Source organism: Paenibacillus sp. OK060 (genome assembly GCF_900101205.1).
GTDB lineage: Bacteria > Bacillota > Bacilli > Paenibacillales > Paenibacillaceae > Paenibacillus > Paenibacillus marchantiae.
Window position 1 is genome coordinate 385,098 of the sequence record NZ_FNFR01000005.1, and the last position, 19,883, is coordinate 404,980.

General features: G+C 49.0%; 14 protein-coding genes. 1 reads left to right on the forward strand and 13 read right to left on the reverse strand.

The genetic code is table 11. From position 1 onward, the window contains the following. Window positions 1-15: 15 nt before the first annotated feature. Genes BLS14_RS20335 through argH form a run of 5 tightly spaced genes read right to left on the reverse strand, consistent with a single transcriptional unit; the run spans window position 16 to window position 5,760 of the window. Window positions 16-876 carry a carbohydrate ABC transporter permease gene (locus BLS14_RS20335; RefSeq protein WP_064636047.1) on the reverse strand — a complete coding sequence of 287 codons (861 nt, stop codon included), beginning with the start codon at window positions 874-876 and terminating at the stop codon, window positions 16-18. 24 nt (window positions 877-900) lie between these two features. Further along, window positions 901-1,845 carry a carbohydrate ABC transporter permease gene (locus BLS14_RS20340; protein ID WP_090953638.1) on the reverse strand — a complete coding sequence of 315 codons (945 nt, stop codon included), beginning with the start codon at window positions 1,843-1,845 and terminating at the stop codon, window positions 901-903. A gap of 27 nt (window positions 1,846-1,872) precedes the next feature. Next, window positions 1,873-3,228 (reverse strand): extracellular solute-binding protein, encoded by a 1,356-nt coding sequence (locus BLS14_RS20345; protein ID WP_090953640.1) that lies wholly within the window; start codon window positions 3,226-3,228, stop codon window positions 1,873-1,875. A gap of 60 nt (window positions 3,229-3,288) precedes the next feature. Beyond that, on the reverse strand, window positions 3,289-4,233 hold the full coding sequence (locus BLS14_RS20350) for an amidohydrolase family protein (RefSeq protein WP_090953642.1): 945 nt from the start codon (window positions 4,231-4,233) through the stop codon (window positions 3,289-3,291). Between the two features lie 18 nt (window positions 4,234-4,251). Next, window positions 4,252-5,760: an argininosuccinate lyase gene (gene argH / locus BLS14_RS20355; protein ID WP_256336609.1), complete on the reverse strand. Its 1,509-nt coding sequence runs from the start codon at window positions 5,758-5,760 to the stop codon at window positions 4,252-4,254. 231 nt (window positions 5,761-5,991) lie between these two features. Between argH and solA the strand changes: the two genes are divergently transcribed. Then, the gene (gene solA / locus BLS14_RS20360; RefSeq protein WP_090953644.1) at window positions 5,992-7,131 is read left to right on the forward strand and encodes an N-methyl-L-tryptophan oxidase; all 1,140 of its coding nucleotides are present in this window, start codon (window positions 5,992-5,994) and stop codon (window positions 7,129-7,131) included. 191 nt (window positions 7,132-7,322) lie between these two features. Here solA and BLS14_RS20365 read toward each other — a convergent pair whose 3' ends face one another. From BLS14_RS20365 to BLS14_RS20400, 8 genes are all read right to left on the reverse strand, one after another. Next, window positions 7,323-9,161 carry an RICIN domain-containing protein gene (locus BLS14_RS20365; RefSeq protein WP_090953646.1) on the reverse strand — a complete coding sequence of 613 codons (1,839 nt, stop codon included), beginning with the start codon at window positions 9,159-9,161 and terminating at the stop codon, window positions 7,323-7,325. An 81-nt stretch (window positions 9,162-9,242) separates the two neighbouring features. Next, entirely contained in the window at window positions 9,243-10,577 is a 1,335-nt protein-coding gene (locus tag BLS14_RS20370) for a glycoside hydrolase family 43 protein (RefSeq protein ID WP_090953648.1), read from the reverse strand. A 285-nt stretch (window positions 10,578-10,862) separates the two neighbouring features. Next, window positions 10,863-13,853 (reverse strand): beta-galactosidase, encoded by a 2,991-nt coding sequence (locus BLS14_RS20375; RefSeq protein ID WP_090953650.1) that lies wholly within the window; start codon window positions 13,851-13,853, stop codon window positions 10,863-10,865. Between the two features lie 105 nt (window positions 13,854-13,958). Next, window positions 13,959-15,491, reverse strand: coding sequence for a glycoside hydrolase family 30 protein (locus BLS14_RS20380; RefSeq protein ID WP_256336610.1), 1,533 nt, complete (start codon window positions 15,489-15,491; stop codon window positions 13,959-13,961). 82 nt (window positions 15,492-15,573) lie between these two features. Beyond that, on the reverse strand, window positions 15,574-16,419 hold the full coding sequence (locus BLS14_RS20385; RefSeq protein WP_072734634.1) for a carbohydrate ABC transporter permease: 846 nt from the start codon (window positions 16,417-16,419) through the stop codon (window positions 15,574-15,576). Then, complete coding sequence (locus BLS14_RS20390) at window positions 16,412-17,299, reverse strand: carbohydrate ABC transporter permease (RefSeq protein ID WP_063565348.1); 888 nt, start codon at window positions 17,297-17,299, stop codon at window positions 16,412-16,414. The genes BLS14_RS20385 and BLS14_RS20390 overlap by 8 nt, the downstream gene beginning before the upstream one ends. A gap of 78 nt (window positions 17,300-17,377) precedes the next feature. Further along, on the reverse strand, window positions 17,378-18,637 hold the full coding sequence (locus BLS14_RS20395) for an ABC transporter substrate-binding protein (RefSeq protein ID WP_063565347.1): 1,260 nt from the start codon (window positions 18,635-18,637) through the stop codon (window positions 17,378-17,380). 182 nt (window positions 18,638-18,819) lie between these two features. Beyond that, entirely contained in the window at window positions 18,820-19,848 is a 1,029-nt protein-coding gene (locus BLS14_RS20400; RefSeq protein ID WP_063565346.1) for a LacI family DNA-binding transcriptional regulator, read from the reverse strand. Window positions 19,849-19,883 lie beyond the last annotated feature (35 nt).

The window sequence follows — 19,883 nt, forward strand, 5'->3', positions numbered from 1 at the left end:
TCCGTCGCTTTAATGCTATTTTAGACCTGTTGTAGCAATACCACGAATGATCTGCTTCTGAAAACACAGAAAGAGAATGATCAATGGCAGAACCGAAAGTGTTGCTCCAGTCATAATCTGCACCCAATTGCTGCTGTCCTTAGCCTCGCTGGAGAAGAAAGCCATCCCGACCGGAATCGTAAACATCTCCTCACTCTGCGTAATAATGAGCGGCCAGATGAATGAATTCCAACTGCCCAGGAATGTCAGAATGCAGAGGGTAGCGAACGCTGGCCTTACCAGCGGAACAGCGATCCGAAGGAAAATGCCCCATTCTCCCATGCCATCAATTCGTGCCGCATCCAGTAATTCGGAAGGAAGGGATTCCATGAATTGCTTCATTAGAAAAATGCCAAACCCGGATATTAAACCTGGAAACAGAATCCCCCAGTAGGTATCCATACCGTTAAAACTGCTGGATACAAGATACCATGGAATAATTAGCATTTCAGTCGGCACCATCAATGTACTTAGAATGAGTACAAAGATAACCTGTTTCCCCCAGAACGTAAATTTGGCCAGAATGTATCCCGTAATGGAATCAAATACGCAGACGCTCACGGTGGCAATGACGGCTACATATAAACTGTTCAACATCCAGCGGGGAAATGGAGTTCCCTGAAAAATAGCCGCATAATTATCCCATGTGACTCTGGAAGGGATGAGGCTTAGAGAGTAGATTTCATCCAGCGTCTTGAACGACGTCGATATCATCCATAGAAACGGAAACACCATCAACCCAAGTCCGAGCGTAAGTAAACCATAACTGATCAGTGACCCGGAACGTTTCCAGCGGAGTGTTGTTCGGGTATCGGCCCATGCGGCAGATCTGCTCATGCTTGTAAAGCACCCTCCTTCCTTTTACTCCTGTTGAAAACGACTGCCAAGCACTTTAAGCTGAACCAGAGTCAGCATGAATATGATGACAAACAGAATGACGGTGGCTGCCGAGGCCAGGCCCATATCAAAACTCTTGAAAGCCAAATTGTATATATGAAGCACGACAGATATGGTGGAGTCCAACGGCCCGCCTCCAGTCATATTCAGCACCTGAGTGAAGGATTGCAGAAACCCGATGCTTGCCATGACGACAGATAGAAGCATGACCGGGTTCAACAGAGGGATCGTAATATGCACAAAGCGCTGCCAACCCGTGGCTCCGTCTATGGCAGCCGCCTCATAATACAATTTGGGGATGTTTTGCAGACCCGCCAGGAAAATGAGCATCTGAAATCCGATATTTTGCCATACCATCACCGCAATAATCCAAAAGATGGCCTGTGTGGGCGAATACAGGAAAGATTGCGGCCCAAGGCCCAACTCTATAAATAGAGCATTTACAATCCCGTTCTTCATCAGCAGCCACCGGAATATCCAGCTTACCGCCACTACACTGGTTACATACGGGATAAAGTAGGCCGTCCTGAACAATCCGCGCAGCTTCACCACTTGCTGGAGAAGAAGAGCCACGATTAATCCGGCAATTAACTGTGCAGGCACTCCAACAACGACGTAGATTCCTGTGTTCACCAGCGACTTGAGGAATAGAGGGTCACTTAGCAATGTCGCATAATTATCAAAGCCCACAAAGGGTTTATCCGGTGACAGCATGCCCCATTCGCGAAAGCTTACGTTAAAGGAATACAGAATCGGTAAGATGCGGATGACTACAAAATAGATCAGCGGAATCAACAAACCGCCATAAATGAATAACCGCTGTTTATGTCTGTAATTGAGTCTTCCAATTCCCGATCCGAACCATAAACGCCGTTTCGGCCGCGAAGGGATCACCCCGGTAGTCCTCATAGCTGCGCAGCCTCCTTGAATGAGAACTTATTTTTTCTTATCCTGTTTCGCCCAGTAGTCGTCATAGAGCTTCTGGGTTTTGGTCACCAGATCATTGAAAGCCTGCTCTTCCGGCACATGATTAAGCAGCACCTCATCCACAGCGTTCACAAACAACGTACGCTCCTGCGTCTCATCAATGAAGAAGTGGGCGTTGGCATCGTTCAGTTGGGAGATAAAAGGGCCAAGCAGCGGGTCATTCACATACTTATCCTGAAGAGCAACTTCTTTCTGTGCGGGAAGTTCACCGACCTTCTCCACCCATTGTTCCTGAACGCCCTTGCTGATCAAAAACTGTAAAAATGCCGTGGCTGCTTCAAGCTTCTCCCCGGTAACATTGGCTGGAATCGCATTCGCCCAGAATGAAGCCTGTGTGGATTTTCCTTTATAACCCGGCAGCGGTGCGACAGCAAAATTCAAATCGGGAGCGTCTTTTTTGATAGATCCCAATCGATAGGAACCATCCACATTGATTGCGGCATGACCGGTTTTGAATGCATTGGCATCATCGGTGTAAAAGCCGTTAATTCCTACCTTATGCACGGTTGCAAAATCAACCAGATACTTGAATGCTTCAAGCCCTGCAGGGGTATCATTCCACAGGATTTTCCGACGATCCTCGCTCGTATCTTTGCCTCCCGCTTGATATAACAATCCGTCTCGGAACCAGTGATGAAGCTGGGAACCCGGTTCCCACGCGAAACCCTCTGTTACCAACTGCCCATTTTTGTCCGTTTCCGTTAATGCCTTGGCATCCGAGACAAGTTCTTCCCAAGTCGTAGGCGGTTTGTCGGGATCAAGTCCAGCCTTGGTGAACAGGTCCTTGTTATAAAACAACCCCAGCGTTCTCACGCCTGTAGGCAAAGCATAATAGCTTCCGTTTAATTTGGCTGTATCCACAAAAGGAAAAAATGCCTCGGCGATGCCCGGAAAGCTGCTTTCAGGTAGCGGCTGTAAATAACCGGATTGCACATATTTGGGCAACCATCCGTAATACAGATTGATGACATCCGGTCCTTTTCCAGCGGGAACCAGTGTAGCTACCTTTTGATTGTACTGGTCGTACGGAAAATTGGTTTGTTTGACTTTGATGTTGGGATGTTCCGTCTCGAATTCCTGGATTAAGGTATTGATCAGTTCAACCTTGGCTGGAAATTCGTACTGCCAGTACTCAATCGTGATGGGCTCCGTCTCCGTCTGATCACCCGAAGCTGTAACAGCTGCTGAACCGGACTCTTCGGATGGCTTGGTTGAGCAAGCTGTAATGCTCAATAAGAGTAAACCTGCAATCAATAATTGCAGGGTCTTGCTTGGCCTGAATGAAAAATAACCGGATTTCGTCAAGTGAAGCCACTCTCCCCTCTTTTGCAACAAAAGTGTTATAACGTTCTCTATTTCCTTGGCTTACGCGTTGGTGGAACCGACGGCTTTGCCAACAGGCAGCTTCAACAGACGTCTTGCGTTATTTCCGAAGATGAGTTCAATGTCCGCTTCAGGGAAGCGAAGTTCACGGCATACACGCACCTGATCCTGCAAATAACGATAAGGATAACCACGCGGAAATCCGCTCGCATCCGTCCCAAAGATGATTCGCTCCGGACCCAGCAGCTCGTATGTTTTGCGGAATAACGTCTCCAGGTTCAGCTCATAGGGCATCCAGCGTACCCACTGATTAGAACCGGATGTGTCGATGTATACATTAGGGCAGCTCCAGCTTAAATGCAGAAGCTCCTGGAAATACCCTGCGCCAAAATGAGGGATGATGAACGGTATATCCGGATAAGCACGGGCCGTATTAAAGATGGCAAGCGGATTAATGTTGGGATGATGAACGATGCCTCCGGCATGACCAAGCATGCCGAAATGAATCAGAACAGGCAGGCGCCGCTCTGCAAGAAACGCCCACACCGGATCAAGCGAAGGGGAGTCAAAGGGAATCTGGGTGAGGGGACCAAATAGCTTGTATCCTCGCAATCCGAGCTCATCAACCGCCCGACGCAGCTCTGTGGATGCATCTTCATTTTCAATGGAATGATAGGCGAATCCGGTAAACCGATCCGGGTATAAGGATATTTGTTCAGCCAGATTGTCATTATCCAGAGCCGTCAGAAAGTTAAGTCCAGCAATATTGTATTTGTCCAATTCCTCTACCCACCGTTCAATTAACGGCCGTGCTGCTTCCTCTCCCTGCTCCTCCACCGCTGGGAAATCCCAGGTTAGTCGCATTCGCTCACTTCGTTCCTTGCCATATCGCGTCACCAACTCATGGTTTTTATATGAGGAAAGCAAAAGTTTATAAGGCAGATGGGCATGGATGTCAAAAACTCGAAAGTCGGGATTGGAGAACATTGATTTTGCTCCTTCCATTTAGATTCTGTTAAGCCAGCCGTTTAGAATTAAATCCAGTTTTGCATCTACAGAACGGAGTTTATTAGTGGTATCGAGACTCCATTGTTCCTGTGTGCCGAGACGGAGCGCTTGGGCCTCCAATGCTCTTGCCACTTCTTCCGGATTGGGTCCACCACGCACATGTCGAATGTGTACAAAATGCTCGGGAGATATTGCTTCCTCTAATTGCTCATAGGTTAGGGCAAGCGGCTTGGCGGCAATTTCCTGTACCGCTGTGTTCACAACCTCCCAGTTCAATCCCGAAATAGAAATACCAGATTCCGTCAGCTGTGTTACAATCCGGCTCACGATGGAATGAGCTTGTCGAAACGATAATCCTTCTGTGCGGACCAGCGTATCTGCAAGTTCGGTAACCATGGCAAAACTACGCTCTGCCCGTTCACGCAGCAATGACACATTGACCTTAAGGGTATCCATCACTTCGGACAGCAAGCGATATACGGATTCAAGTGTATTCAGACTTCTCCATACATAGGGCTGCATATCATCTTCGGTATCTACAATGTCACCAAAGGGCGTGTTATGCATCATGTTAAGAGCAGTTGCTGCATCCCCTTTGGCACTTGAAAGGAGTGATCGGGCGTGTTCAATGGATACCGGATTCCGTTTTTGCGGCATGATGGAACTAATCTGAACGTAAGGGGCAGCTACAATTAATGCACCATATTCCTGTGTGCACCATAACAGCAGATCCTGAACGAAACGTCCCAGATTGATAGCTGCCAGTTGGGCTACAGAGGCGGCTTCACCTGCATAATCTGCACCGCTGACGGCATCATAGGCATTCTCAATAATGCCATCAAAGCCGAGCAATTCTGCGGTTCGGTCTCGACAGACCGGAAATCCAGAAGTGGTGAGAGCAGCCGCACCAAGACTGCTGCGATTGCAGCCTGTATAGGCGGATTTCAACCGATCGAGATCCCGTTCAAGGGAATCGCTAACGGCACAGATGTAATGGGCAAGTGTGGTCGGCTGGGCTTGTTGGGTGTGCGTGTGAGCAATCATGAGGGTATCGATATGACGTAATGCAAATTCTCTTAGGCTTCGGTGTAATGACAGCCCTGAGGAAATCGCTGAGTTCAGCTTATCCCTTAGCACCATACGATAAATGGCGATTCCCATATCGTTTCTGCTTCTGGCTAAGTGCAGATTCCCGACAGAGGGTCCGCCAAGCTTCTCTAGTTCAACTTCGACTTGGTAGAACAAATCTTCAACGTGGGAGGAATACTCGCTCGTTCGGAGCCCATCCACATCCAGACTCTGTACAGCCGAAGCGATGTGGCACGCTTCTTGCTCCGGAATGATGTGTTGTTCACGGAGCATAATTAGATGTGCTTTGTTTACGGCCATCATGGGGTTCAGCAGATGCTGTGTGGCCTGGTTATAGGCGGGTTCAAGTACAATTTCGGCATAGGTTTGACTGGGAAAACCAGACACTTGTGTTGGATTCGTTGACGTTGACTTCACCTTCCTTGTTCTTCATCTGAATATACAGAGATCTGAAATGCCGACTAATCAGGTCGGAATGTTTAGTTCAAAACTCTACCACTATTTTGGTATACATACAACTTTATCCTTAATCAAAATTTTCTATTGTTGTATCGGCTTTCTCTATAACCTGTTCTATTGACTGCCGTAGATTTGAAGACTAGATTATCCTGTATAAGATTGGTCTCTGAAAAATAAGCGGAAGGAGGGATGGTTATATCACATTCCTATGATGTCATTATCGTTGGAGCCGGATCGATGGGCATGAGTGCAGGTTATTATCTTGCGCGCAGTGGATTAAAAACATTACTGATTGATGCCTTTGATCCTCCGCATACGGAGGGCAGCCATCACGGAGAACCACGGCTTATCCGCCACGTGTACAGCGGGGGACCTGACTATATAGCGATGGCACTTCTGGCGCAGGAACTGTGGGAAGAACTGGAGGATATTACCGGTGCCAAATTAGTTGTACCTTCGGGCGTCTTGAATATAGTTGACCCCGATATCCATTCTTTTCATAATCGTTTAACCCATGCTGACGATGCGGGGATTCGATATGAAACCTTGCGCGCAGCCGAAATCATGAAACGCTGGCCAGGCATTGAAGTCCCTGAACATTACGAGGGAATGTATGAGCCTGATGCAGGTTATTTATTCAGTGAACGCTGCGTGCTCGCCTTCCGTCAGGCAGCCGAAGCATCGGGTGCCACTCTCTTAACGCACACACGTGTGGAACATATCGAGTGCAGCGCAGATTCTGTTGGAGTCATCACATCTGCTGGCGAGACGTATTATGCGAACCAGGTCATTCTCAGTGCCGGAGCATGGTTTCAGACGCTGAAACCGTTCGTGAACCTTCCCATTCGAGCTGTCCGCAAAACCGTGGGATGGTTCGATGCACCGGAGGCGTTGTTCGCCGAGGATCACTTTCCCGGTTTTACGCTGGCTGGAAAAGAAGGCGGATATTATGGATTTCCGAGCATTGGCGGGTCGGGTCTGAAGATTGGACGTCACGATACGGGGCAGGAGTGGACACCAGGCGGTACACTGGCTTCATTTGGCTCTGATAAGACGGATGAGGGTGATCTGCGGAGATTGCTTGAACTTCGGATGCCTCTGGCAGCGGGAAAGCTGAAGCGTGGTGCGGTATGCAAATACGAGTTCACACCGGATGAAGATTTTATTATCGACCGTCACCCTGCCCATAACCATGTATGGCTGGCAGGCGGATTTTCCGGTCATGGCTTCAAATTTGCAAGTGCAGTGGGCAAAATATTGTCTGACTTGGTGCAAACAGGGCATACGGATCAAGATATTGGACGATTTGCCCTTTCACGTTTTCAATAGAGCACTAGCCCCCGGAGAAGGCTGACTAGTCCTGAACGTAAGCTAACTCGATTTGGTGTATCAGGATGAACTCCTTTCTTGAGCCGTGCGGTGTGGCATAGCGCATCCTGCTTCAAGAAAGGAGTATCCTTACCTTAGCAACGTTGAATCATTCTAAAGCGAGAGCAGTCCGCGCAATGAATACTCTACTTCTAATTCACTTTAACCAAACTCCAGTGCTGATTGGCTCCTCCATTGTCTGCCCATTGAATGGTCGAGGCACCAGCGGTTGTGGAGCTCTGGTTGATATCAACGGTCAAGCCGCTATTGCGGTTCACGAGCACAAGATATCCTCCGACATCCACCGGTAACCATTGTTGATTGTTGCCCCCGTTATCCTGCCACTGAATCAAGGCTGCTCCTCCTTGAGTAGAGCTCTGATTCACATCCAGCAGCAGACCACTGCCTACGTTACGGATCTTATAATAACTGTTGCCCGCAGACTCCAACTTCCATTGTTGGTTTGCTGCGCCATTGTCGTTCCACTGGATGATCGTTGCACCCCCGGCAGTGGAAGCCCCATTCACATCCAAAGCGAGACCACTGTTCCGATTGATCAGCTTATAGATCGCCCCGGATTCATATCCTGTGCTGCCATTATACGTCGCGCCAGATATGACATAGGTCGTAACCGAGCCCGCTTTGGCGGTCGCTGTAAACTTTTTATTCTGAATGTTGATGTTGGTCAACTGCTGCAACTTCTCCGTAGAGGAGGTCCGGTGTACTTGAGCAGACGATCCAACACTTGTAAACTGACTCAAATCATACGTCACCGCTGTATCACTCGAATCCGAATTGGTAGTCACCAGCACCACTTTACCTGAAGTAGCATCATAGGCAGCAAGCGTATTGGCATCACTCATGCCGATGATCTTGTAACCAGGACGAATAAACTTGCTGTAGTTGCCCATGACATAATATTTCTGATTCACAGTGTAACTGGTCGTTTGCGTGTTATTCAGTACGTTTTTGAAAAATCCCCAGCCATCTGCACTATCTACGGCCTGCCAGTACACCCACGCACTCGCCCCCATGTTGCGTATATCCTTAAGGATCGTGCGTGACATCGTTAGTCCGCTAGCATCCCCGTCTCCATATTCTGAGGTCCAGAGATGTTTTCCCGCTGAAGTCGCTGTATTCCGCAATGATGCACGATTGCTTCCGCCATAGGTATGTGTGTTAATTTGACTGATCGCAGACTTCACTGCACTGCTGTAACTGTTGAAGGAAGTGGTTGTGTCATCCAGACTGTATTCTTCTGGTGCGCTCAGCTTCGTGGACAATCCCTTTGCTGTAAGTGAAGATTGCACCTGGCTCAGAATCGTGTTCTGATCTGCCCGATCAAAGTGCATGCCCTCCTGATTATTACCCAGCTTCCACCAAGTGGAGATCGGTTCATTAAGCGGGGTAACTGTGTCAAACGTGATGCCCCAGTTATCTCTGAAATGCTTCACGACCTCTGTGAGATAATCTGCAAAATCATCATAGTAATCCGGCTTGAGATTATTGCCACCATTCGCGGCCCCGGACACACTTCCGCTAATGGTCATCCAATAGGGTGCCGAGTTCGCAAAGGCTTCAAAGACGTTGACTCCATATGATTTGGCGGCTTGGAGCATATACCTCTGATTGGCATCTGCATTCCAGTCATACACGCCCGGGGAAGGTTGATATCCCGGCACGGCTTTGCGATATTCCAGCACATTTGATGAAGGATTATCGCCGCCTCCAATGTTGTAACGCAGAACGTTCAGACCTAGTCCGGTTGTTGGGCTAAACATCTTTTCCACATACTCATCCCGGTTGGAGTACTCTCCGACCACTTTGCCCCACCAGGCAAGGGATGTTCCCCAACCTTCGATAGTCTGATATTGCTTCGAGGGATCAGCCGTGGCTGTATAAGAACCCGCGGCGGATGCCTCTGTACCCAAGCTCCCTGTTATAAGACTTCCTGCCATTAGCAGGGTGCCCAACCGTTTCAACCATTTCATTCGATTCACTCCTTCTAAAGTAAAATGAGTTCAGTTTCTTGAGATAAAATGAGTTCAATTTCAATGGAAGAATCCAGAAGATTACTGTGCAACCTCTCGGAAGGTCGCGTCTGACTTATCGAGTGCGGTAACGACAGCTTCCAATTTCAGCACATTATTGTAATGCCTCAGATACAGGTTCGGGTTACTAAACGAGGCGTACGATGTCCAAGCGGCGTTAGCAAGTCCATTTACACGTTTGAACGTGGCATCATTTCGAAACGTAGCACTGCCGTCATTATTCACCAGTGTGATGTTGCCATTATTATTGCGCAGGAAATAGCCTGGATAATTCATGGCCTCAAACGAAATTCCTGTGGCATTCTCCAGCCCGGGAACGATGCGAAACTGTGCGTCCTCTGCGGGACTGACACTGGCATCGATTCGGGCCACATAGTTATAATGGCGAATATAGCTGCCTGGAACATTATAGGACTCCAGCTTGCGGATATCGCCAGGCTGCCCGGTTTCTTTCAACACGGTCATGTGCCGAACCAATCCGGTCAGACCGGCAAGCTCCTGCTTTGCACTCCAGGTCTGAAACCCGTCAGCAGAGTCGCTGTAATAATATTTTTGTGTAGAGTAACCGTCAAAATAGATTCGCCAGGAGCCGTTATCCAGCTGGACAAGCGCAGGTCCCTCTACCCAGGAACCCCATCCTGCCCAATCCCCTGTCCCTTTGAATGTGTAAGGTCCAGTGAGGGAAGTAGCTGTAGCATATTCGATATACTTGGTGGTTTCATTCTTGGTGAATACGTGATAGGTTGATCCTGTCTTGACGATGAAGGTATCGATGTAGTTGGGTGCAATGCCTGCAAGCTCTGTGGCAGCAGACCATGTTGTGGAAGACAGCGTTGCATTGGTCGCTGTGATAACATAAGGTTTGAAGTTCTCATAATTGCCTGGGGAGATGGACACGATGATGTTCAGACTGCCGTTGCTGTCTTTGAACCATTCCGGTGCCCAGGTATGTGCAATCGTGGTGGGTGCAGATAGGGTAATATTGCGGACAAACGTCCAATTCACCTTATCTGTGCTTGATGCGATGCCGATCGTATTACCTGACCAGTTCGTGGTATAAACGACATAATACAGCCCATCCGTATGCTTCATGATGCTGGGATCACGGATCAGATTGGCCGGGGGTGTATAGGCAGGCCCTTTAAGCAAACCGTAATTAGTCGCATTGTAGGATTCATAGATATACAGATTGGATTCGCTCGTATTGGTAAAAGCCGAAATCGTGTAAACACTTGTTGCTGCTCTGGCTGTATTCGGGAATAACGTGATGAATAAAAGCAAGACTCCAAGCAGCATGATCATGCCGGACTTACAAGTTTTGAATAATCTTGTACTCCATCTTTTCCTTGTGAACATGGGTCATCTCCTTATCGAAAATGTGGGACAGGCATACCATTTGCCAAACATCACCCCCTCACAGAACACGTAGCCCACAACGCCCTCAATATGTAAACGGTTTCAATAAGAGATACTAGCTATTCTCGTCGTCCATTCACCGTGCAAGAGCTGCCCGGAGATTCAGAATCTATAGATTCAAACATCCGAGCAGTCTCCGCAAAGAGAATAAATACGACGAGCTAGAACAGGACACGACTGATCAGAACAGACCCAATTCCCTTGTACGTACAATGAAAAGAAGATCTATTCGACCACAACCCATGGATACTGGGACAAGTTATCATACAAGAAGCGCACCCGTTCTGGCGTTCGGCCTTCCTCATCAAATAACAGCAATTCATTCTCATCCTGCAGCCAGGATAAAGGAATTTTGTAATCCTCTTGCGGACCGATCTGCCAATAACGTCCCAGATGGTGCCCGTTCAGATGAAGTGTTCCCTTGCTCATCCTGGTAAGACGAAGCATCAGGTTCACTCGGAAGTGTTCGGGCACAGCTGACTTGGAGAAACGCCAGCGGTACCAGACAGGTTGACCGTACGAACCATTCCCCACCGACATGGCATTCCAATTGCCACTATAGTCCGCATCCTGCCGATAGGTATCGAGATGACCTGAGACGTTCGGTGGCTCATATAATCCCCATTGTCGTGGAAGCAAGGCATCCGTACCTGCCATGCGCCAATCCTTCAGCTCATCTTCACTCCGGTACAAGATCAGTTCCAGCCGATTCAGCGGCGTCCTGCTATAAGGCATCTCCAGCGTATTGATCTCTCCGGGCCGCAAATAAAGGGAAAGATCCAACGTGTTAAACGAAAACCAGTCCTGATACCCTTCCATTGGCACATCCATGCCATTAATGCGCAATCCTTGGCTCACCGCTCCAACGAGAGTCGCACGGTCCATGCCATCCAGCGTAAAGCTTCTGCTCAGAAGCGGGGCATCCTCAAGATGATTCACCTCATCGAGATGCACCACCCCATGCTCCGCATGCCAATTCCGGCGTAGGTCCTGAGCGGAACCACCGATGTACACCGATCCTGCCAGACCTTTGCTTTCACCCAAATATGGAGAAAAATTTAGCCTGCCCATATGCTGTACCAGCACCTGAAGTGTATTCTTTCCTTTCGTCGTCTGCACCTGAACACCCGCTGCACCAACTTGACGAACCAGTGCCTGCTCTACACGATTGACATATATTCTGGCCGTATCCTGAAGGTCCGGCAGAATAAGGGTGGTGATTCCATCCACCGAACGGTCGAAATCGCACTCGTATAATAGATACCCGAAATCTTGTCCGTACTGGGAAAAATGCTCTGGTTGACCACTCGAAGCACGCTGTTCCGCTGTTAATGACACACGAGACAACTCGGGGGAATCCGACAGTTTCGGTGGCATAGGCAGCGTGGTGAAAAGATCATGCTGAATTGCTGCGGATGACTCCTGAACATGTTCATCCTGTATGCCGCTCTGTGAATCGTTTGCTTCTCCATATATGAACTCACGTCCAGTCAACGACCGTTCACCATCCGTCCAGCTGCCGAGAAGCAACATATTCCGATCCGGATCAGAGATCATACCTGTGACCTGCCCGGATAGGGAGACATCTACATCATCAAATCCGATTGCGTAACGCAGCTGATTCGCCCCTCCCTCACCATCAATTCTCCACATGCAATCCATCGTTTCCTTGTCCAGAACCACGAACCGAATGGGGATACCACTTGCCTCCAGATGAATGATGCCTGGCTCACGGAAATGTACCAGTTCGAAGCGATAGGCTCCATTTAACGGATCACGTTCAACCAGTACCTGCATGCTGCTATCCTGTACATTCAAGACATTCGTCTCCAGTTCCACAACTGAACGCTGTCCCGCCTCCGCAACGATGAACAGGGTCAATTCTCCATTCACCACTTCATTGCCCGTAATCATCGCGCCACCTGTCAGGTATACATTCTTGGCAATCTCCACCCTGTCAAGTATCGGGATAATCTGCCCCGGGTTCAGAGCTACAGGAAGTGTCCGGCCTTCCTCCAGCGTGACGTGAAACGTTTCGCGCTCATCCTTGTGACTCTCCAAGAACCATATCTTCTCGCTGCCTTTAGACCTGCCTCGTATAGAAACGCCTTGCGGATGACGTACCTTGATCTGCTCTGCTGGTACTTCCTCCGTCTCCATCAACAATGCGCCAAACGCATGGACAAAATAGGATAACGTCTTCGCTACAGCATACTTGGCCGTTACCCGTCCGTACTCGTTCAGCGGCGCATCATAATCGTAGGAGGTAATCATGAAAATATCGCTGCTGCCCACGGTTCTGCCACCGTATCCGCCAAAGTTGGTTCCGCCGTAGAACATGTAATGACTGATTCCGGTATAGCCGGTGCGAAGAATTTCCATCATGCGTTTCTCAAACAGTGGCGCCGTCTTCTGAATGGCAGAAGGCCCACCCCAATTCTCGAACCATCCCGTCCAAAATTCCGTAACGATCTTCGGTGTATCCGGCTGCTTCTGCCGAAGCTTCGCATAATGACCGTCAGCACCTGACCAGAAGTTGGCCCCTTCAATCGTGCCCTCCGCGCCACCTACACAGGTGATAAGTGGAACGTCAATCCCTCGCTGAAGCAGGCCGTCCCGAAGGTGGTTCATATGGGCACTTGCTGCTGCATCATCCATCAGATACCCGTATTCGTTCTCGACCTGTACAAGAATAACAGTGCCTCCAGCAGATAGCTGGCGCTCACAAATGATTGGAATGATCCGGTCAAAATACAGATCTACATAATGCAGATAGGCTTCATTATTTTGTCGGAACTTGATTCCCTGCTTCGTCTCCAGCCAATACGGAAAGCCGCCGAAATCCCACTCTGCGCAAATAAACGGACCCGGCCTCGTGATTACATACATGCCCAACTCTGCACACAGGTCCAGAAAGGCTCCACAATCATTGTCTCCTTCGAACGACCACTGTCCTTCCTCCGGCTCATGCACGTTCCAGGCAAAATAGGTATCAATGCAATTCATGCCAGCCAGCTTCGCCTTCATCAAAACCTCCCGCCATTCCTCCCTTGGCATGCGGAAATAATGAATGGTGGCACTGTTCAGAAATACTCGTTCTCCATTCATCATGAAGCTGCGCTGATCGTAAGTCAGTTCAGATCGAACGCCGTGCTCAGCCCTCGTCTTTGTATTCTTCTCCTGCTCCTGAAGCAAAAGGGATGTTTTCTCTGTCAAAGATAAGCCCTCCTTCTCTGTGTTTGAGTTCATCACTGCGTTGACAGAACAACCTTCCAATCGCTGTTATCCCCAGATTTTTTTGATTCCTATTTCAATAGGCCCTCAGTTCGCCTGCAACGTTACACCTTCCAATACTACAGTGGTGATGGAATTGTCCGCAGTCGATACTTCCAATCCATTGGCATACACCGGAACATCTTCAAGCTGCTCCATATTGCGATCCGGCGACGTCTGATAAACCTGTGCTGTAGAAGTACTGCTGTGGTCAAACGCCTCCAGTTCAAATGCTGTAGTTCCGGCAGATAACTCGTTGCGAATGATCAATACCAGTCTCTTCTGCTCTCCATCATAGGCAGCCAGTGTTCGCCCTTCATCTGTTGGAATAATCGTTGCACCTGGACGGATGAATTTCGTAAACTGGGCCATGCCATAATACTGTTTTGTCATCTCGTACTGCTCTTCTCCATTAAAGTTCGCATGAATAAAGCCCCAGTTATTGTTGGCACCTTCATCTTCAACCGCCTGCCAATACACCCAGGCAGAAGGCTGCATGATTTTCAGATCGAACATGATGCGCTCCGCGAGCTCCTGCACGGAAGTCATGTCCTCGTGACTATGGGGTTCACTGCCACCCGTCCCATACTCGGACATCCACAGTTTCTTGCCATGTCGCTCGGTCAACGTGCGAAGCTCTTCCATTTTGCTACCATTATAGGAGTGCGTGTTAATCTGGTCGATCACATCAAGCGTATCCTGATCATAGAGGCTGAAATTGTGCACCGTCTCGTCAATGCTATTATCGTCCGCAGCACTGATGAGCGTACCGTCCAGCCCTTTACTTTTGAGCGATGCCGCAACCCTCTTGATAATTTCGGCTTGTTTCTCATTGGTAAAATGACTGCCTTCCTGCATGTTGCCTTTCTTCCACCAATCAGAGGAAGGTTCATTGAGGGGGTCAAGTGTACGGAACGTAATGTCCCACTCATCGCGATAATGCTTCACTACTTCGGTCAGATAATCGGCAAACGCGTCGTACTGATCCTCTCGTAGATTGTTGCTGCCATCCACGGCACCCGTAACCGAGCCGCTAATCGTCATCCAGTAAGGGGGTGAATTGGAGAACGCTTCAGCGATGTTGACCCCACGTTCCAAAGAACCTTGTAATACGGCACGTTGTCCTGCATCTGCCTCCCAATTCCACACGCCGGGTTCAGGCTGGAAGCCGGGAATATCTCCCCCGGGCCGAAGCGCCTTCATGTCGGGATTCTCCTCGCCGCCAATGTTGTAGCGAACAATGTTCAGACCTAGCCCTTTCTCTGCATCAAACACCAGATCCATGACTTCACTGACCTTTGCTTGATCTTTCCATCCTCCAAGATCGTTGGCCCACCACGCAAGCGACGTACCCCAGCCTTCAAAATGATCATAGGATTGCTCCAGCTTCAGACGTATCGGCTCACCTTGGAATGCAAGTGTTTTGGATGATTCATTGGCAAAATGATTGATGATAATCCCTCCTCCTGCAAGGAGCGCGATCAGGGCCACACCCATCAGGATGTAACTCCGGCTACGCCACCTGCGCTGCTTGTGATGATTATGGTTGTCATTGTTGAAAGGGTCCTTGTTGTTATTCATGATTCATGCAGCCCTTTATCCATGTGCGATGTAGACGGCTCTTGCTTTTCACCATTGGCTTCAACACTGCGTTCACCTCCCGTTACTTGATCCCGCTGCTGCCACCACTGATATTCGCTTCATAGACATAACGCTGTCCAAACAGATATACCAATACCATCGGAATGGTCAGGAACAGGGAAGCAATCATAACGAGGTTCCATGGCGGCATCTGTCCGCCACCTACCGTGGTCAGAAGCTGAACACCGAGCGCCAGTGGCATTTTCTCCGGATCATTGATGTAAATGAGCGGTCCCATGAAGTTCCCCCAGTTATAGGAAAACGAGAAAATGGCGATGGCGGCAAGTATCGGATAGGTGAGTGGCATAATGATCTTCCAGTAGATTCCCGGATGTCCCATGCCGTCGATCATGGCAGCTTCATCAAGCGACTTCGGAATGCTCATGACGAACTGCCGAATGAGAAATACGTTGAAGGCTCCGGCGAAAAAACTAGGCACGATCAGTGGATAGAATGTATTGATCCAATCCAGATGACGGAAGATGATGAACTGCGGCACCATCGTCACCTCGCCCGGAATCATCATCGTACTAAGCAGTACAATGAACAGGAACCGACTGCCTCTCGCCTTGATCCGAGCGAAGCCGTAAGATACGACCGATGCTGACAACACCGATCCGATAATGGTAATGACGGTAATAATGACTGAATTTTTCAGATAAGTACCCAGATTGTTATTCGTGAAGATCGTATAGAAATTGGACCATTGGAATTCGAGCGGTATGAAGGTAAAGGCTGATTTTACTGTTGTAGCGTCACTCGCCAGTGCGATGGAGATCATGTACAGGAAAGGGGAAGCAAGCAGCACCCCAACCAGAATCAGAAAAATGTAAGATATCGTTTTCTCTACAGTGGATGGATTACTCATTTGCTTTTCCCTCCTCGTAATGCACCCATAGCGCCGACGAACGGAACACAACCAGGGTGAGCGCCATGATGATGATGAACAGCACCCAGGCAATGGCCGATGCATATCCCATTTTGTAGAACTGGAACGCATTCTGGAACAGATAAGGAACAACCATCTGACTGGCATTGTCCGGTCCACCTGCTGTAACGATGAATACCTGTGCGAATGTCTGGAGCGCTCCGATCATCCCGGTGACGAGATTGAAGAAGATGACGGGAGTCAGCATCGGAAATGTAATGTGGAAGAACGATTGCGAGCTCTTCGCCCCATCAATGGCGGCGGCCTCGTACAGCTCCTGAGGAATACCTTTCATACCCGCCAGCAGCAGTACCACGCCGCCCCCGACGCCCCATAGCGACATGAGGATCAAGGCTGGTTTAACCCAGTTCGGATCAAGCAGCCAAGCAGGGCCTTGAATGCCGAAGATGGCAAGTGCCTGGTTGATCAACCCTTCCGTTGGAGCGAGCAAATGGATGAAGAGTAGTGAGCTTGCAACCACCGGAACGACAGATGGCAGATAGAACAGGATGCGGAAGAAGGTAATACCTTTGATTTTTTTGTTGAGGTAATACGCGATCCAGAGCGAGATGGACATTCCCAGCGGAATCGATATTAATGCGTAGAAGAAAGTATTGCCTACGGATTTCCAGAAGATCGGGTCATCGGTCAACAGGTTTTTGTAATTGTCTATACCGATGAATTCAGGAGACTGGAACAGATCCCAATTGGTGAAGCTCATGTAGATGGAAAACAGGATCGGACCCAGGGTAAGTCCAAGGAATCCAATCAGCCAAGGCGAGATGAATATATAAAACCATTTCCCGTCCTTTTTTCTCACGTTAAGCCCTCCCATAACGAAGCGAGCAGACGAAACCCGGATTCATTCATGCCGAATTCCGTCTGTCCCCTGTCGATGCTATTTGTAGATTCTTTCCAGTCCACTCTGAATTTCAGTCACGGTATCATCCAGTGAGGCTTTATTGTTGAAGTAGACACCCAGCTTGTCGTTAATGAGCTTCATCATTTCATTCCATTGCGGATTGAACGGCTCGGCGTAAATGGTGGACTCGCTGAAAGCAGCCATGTTGATTTTCTTGCCGCCATATTCTGCATTCAGGAACTCATCGCTGGACAGGCCTGCTTTCGTTGCCGGAGCATCCTGGCCCGCTTTGATCATCGGTAATTGAGCTTCTGGTGTGGTCAGCGCTTCTATGATTTTGAATGCCTCTTCCTTATGTTTGGACGCGTTCGTAATCGTGAAGCCATTGAAGAAAGCGTTGGTCTCTCCCCATATCGGAGAAATGTCCCAATTGATGCCTTCCACCTTGGCAAGTGAACCGATATTCCAGAATCCCGTCGTCTCCATGGCAATCTTGCCCTGGGCGAACAATGGGTCAGCACCGATATTTCCCATGTCGGCAATCTCCGTTGGCGTTGGTCCCACACCATGGGTGAAGGTCAGATCATTCATGAATTGCAGTGCTTTACGTACAGGTTCGGTATTGAAGGTAGGTTTGCCGCTCTCATCGAACAGGGAGCCACCGTTTTGGTAGATCAATTGCATCCATTGCGGCCACCAGCTGCCTGGGTAGTACCCCCATTGAACCGTTTTGCCATTCTCCTTCACTGTCAGCTTCTGAGCAGCGGCGAGCAGGTCTTCCTGCGTCCATTCCTTGGTCGGGTATTCCACCCCGGCCTTGTCGAACAGGTCTTTGTTGTAAAAGAGTACCATCGCGCCTGCGCGGTCAGGCATTCCGAACTGTTTACCATCGAATTTCATCAGGTTGGCGATGTCGTCAGAATAACGCTCTGACATGTTCACATTGTTGGCCTGGATCATATCATCCAGCGAAACAATTTGGTTTTTGGAGGCGTACGCCTGATAGTTCTCGGCAATCATCATGATGTCTGGTGCGGTTCCTCCGGCGATCATCGTCTGAACCTTTTGATCATAGTCCCCGGCAACGACGTTCAGTTTCACATTAATATCGGGATAGGTCTGCTTCACAATATCGAGTCTCTCCTGATAAATCTTCTTCTCGTCCTCCGAGCCCCAGATCGTCATGCTCAGATCGACCTTTCCCCCAGCTGCACCGCTGTCACCCTTGCTACAGGCTGTCAGACCCATCACCATGACCAACATCAATAACGAAATGACCTTTAAACTTTTTCTCATACCGTGCGCCCCCTTGAAATATGAATGGAAGATCAGACAACTGAAACCCATTTCATGAAATGGGTTTCATAAAGTTTAAAATTAAAACCCGTTCCAGTTTATGAAAGGGGTTTCATTCACGACCTCATTATATTTCACCCTCCGAAGGAATGTCAACGCTTTCTTTTTCAAACATTCCCCATTTATCGTGGTGCGGGTCCAGTACTCTGGCGGACAACAAGCTCTGGTTGCAGAACAGTCTGTTTCTTCGGATTACCCTGGTTAATCAGTTCATGCAGCTTATCCACGGCCAGCTTGCCCAGCTGATACGTATTCTGGGAAACAGTCGTCAGTTCCGGTATAACGGCACTTGCGAGCGGCGTATCATCAAAACCGACAATGGAAATATCCTTCGGAATCGATAAGCCATGCTCAATGGTCGCCTTAATCGCACCAATCGCCGTGTAGTCGTTCACACAGATCACCGCAGTTGGAGGGTTTCCACGGTCCAGCAGCTTAGACATCTCCCGTTTGCCATCTTCAATGGAGAAGCTTCCAAGCAGTTGACGATCTTTCGGTATTTCGAGTCCATGCTCACGCAGTTTTTTCTGAATGGCCTTGACCTTAACCATCGTGGTGGACAACTCCTTCAAACCGCCCACAAAAGCAATATCCCGATGTCCCAGTTCGAGCAAATGTTCAGCAGCCAAAACGGCTCCTGCTCCTTCATCCGTGTACACCCGATGGAATCCGCCTTTGGCAATGTTGCCATTGACCAGCACGATCGGCATACGTTTGCCCATATCAATCAATTCCTGAGCCATCTCATCCGGACAGACCTGCATGTTGATTCGTCCACCGAGAAAAATAATGCCATCTACCCGCTTCTCGCGCAAAATAGACAGATACTCGGACTCCCGGCTGTAATCCCCGGCCGTATTGCACAGGAAGAATGTATATCCCAATCCACGTGCCTCGTTCTCAGCCCCCCAGAACACTTCCGGGAAGAACGGATTCGTAATGTCCGGCAGGATGATCGCAATGGTTCCCGTCTCTTTCTTGATCAGACTGCGCGCCTGCGCGTTGGGTTGGAACTGGTGTTTTTCAATGATAGACATGATCTTCTCCCTTGTGCTAGCACGCACAGGTGCCGTATCATTCAGCACACGGGAGACCGTGGATACGGATACGTTCGCTTCTTTGGCGATGTCATATATGGTAATCGGTGTCATATGTGGAACCATCCTTTTTCTCTAATATTCCTGCT

Excerpts from the sequence above, each read along its gene's own strand:
- BLS14_RS20340 (WP_090953638.1), bottom strand. The coding sequence starts at position 1,845 with ATGAGGACTACCGGGGTGATCCCTTCGCGGCCGAAACGGCGTTTATGG.
- BLS14_RS20350 (WP_090953642.1), bottom strand. The coding sequence starts at position 4,233 with ATGTTCTCCAATCCCGACTTTCGAGTTTTTGACATCCATGCCCATCTG.
- BLS14_RS20335 (WP_064636047.1), bottom strand. The coding sequence starts at position 876 with ATGAGCAGATCTGCCGCATGGGCCGATACCCGAACAACACTCCGCTGG.
- solA (WP_090953644.1), top strand. The coding sequence starts at position 5,992 with ATGGTTATATCACATTCCTATGATGTCATTATCGTTGGAGCCGGATCG.
- BLS14_RS20370 (WP_090953648.1), bottom strand. The coding sequence starts at position 10,577 with ATGTTCACAAGGAAAAGATGGAGTACAAGATTATTCAAAACTTGTAAG.
- BLS14_RS20400 (WP_063565346.1), bottom strand. The coding sequence starts at position 19,848 with ATGACACCGATTACCATATATGACATCGCCAAAGAAGCGAACGTATCC.
- BLS14_RS20380 (WP_256336610.1), bottom strand. The coding sequence starts at position 15,491 with ATGAATAACAACAAGGACCCTTTCAACAATGACAACCATAATCATCAC.
- BLS14_RS20395 (WP_063565347.1), bottom strand. The coding sequence starts at position 18,637 with ATGAGAAAAAGTTTAAAGGTCATTTCGTTATTGATGTTGGTCATGGTG.
- BLS14_RS20365 (WP_090953646.1), bottom strand. The coding sequence starts at position 9,161 with ATGAAATGGTTGAAACGGTTGGGCACCCTGCTAATGGCAGGAAGTCTT.
- BLS14_RS20385 (WP_072734634.1), bottom strand. The coding sequence starts at position 16,419 with ATGAGTAATCCATCCACTGTAGAGAAAACGATATCTTACATTTTTCTG.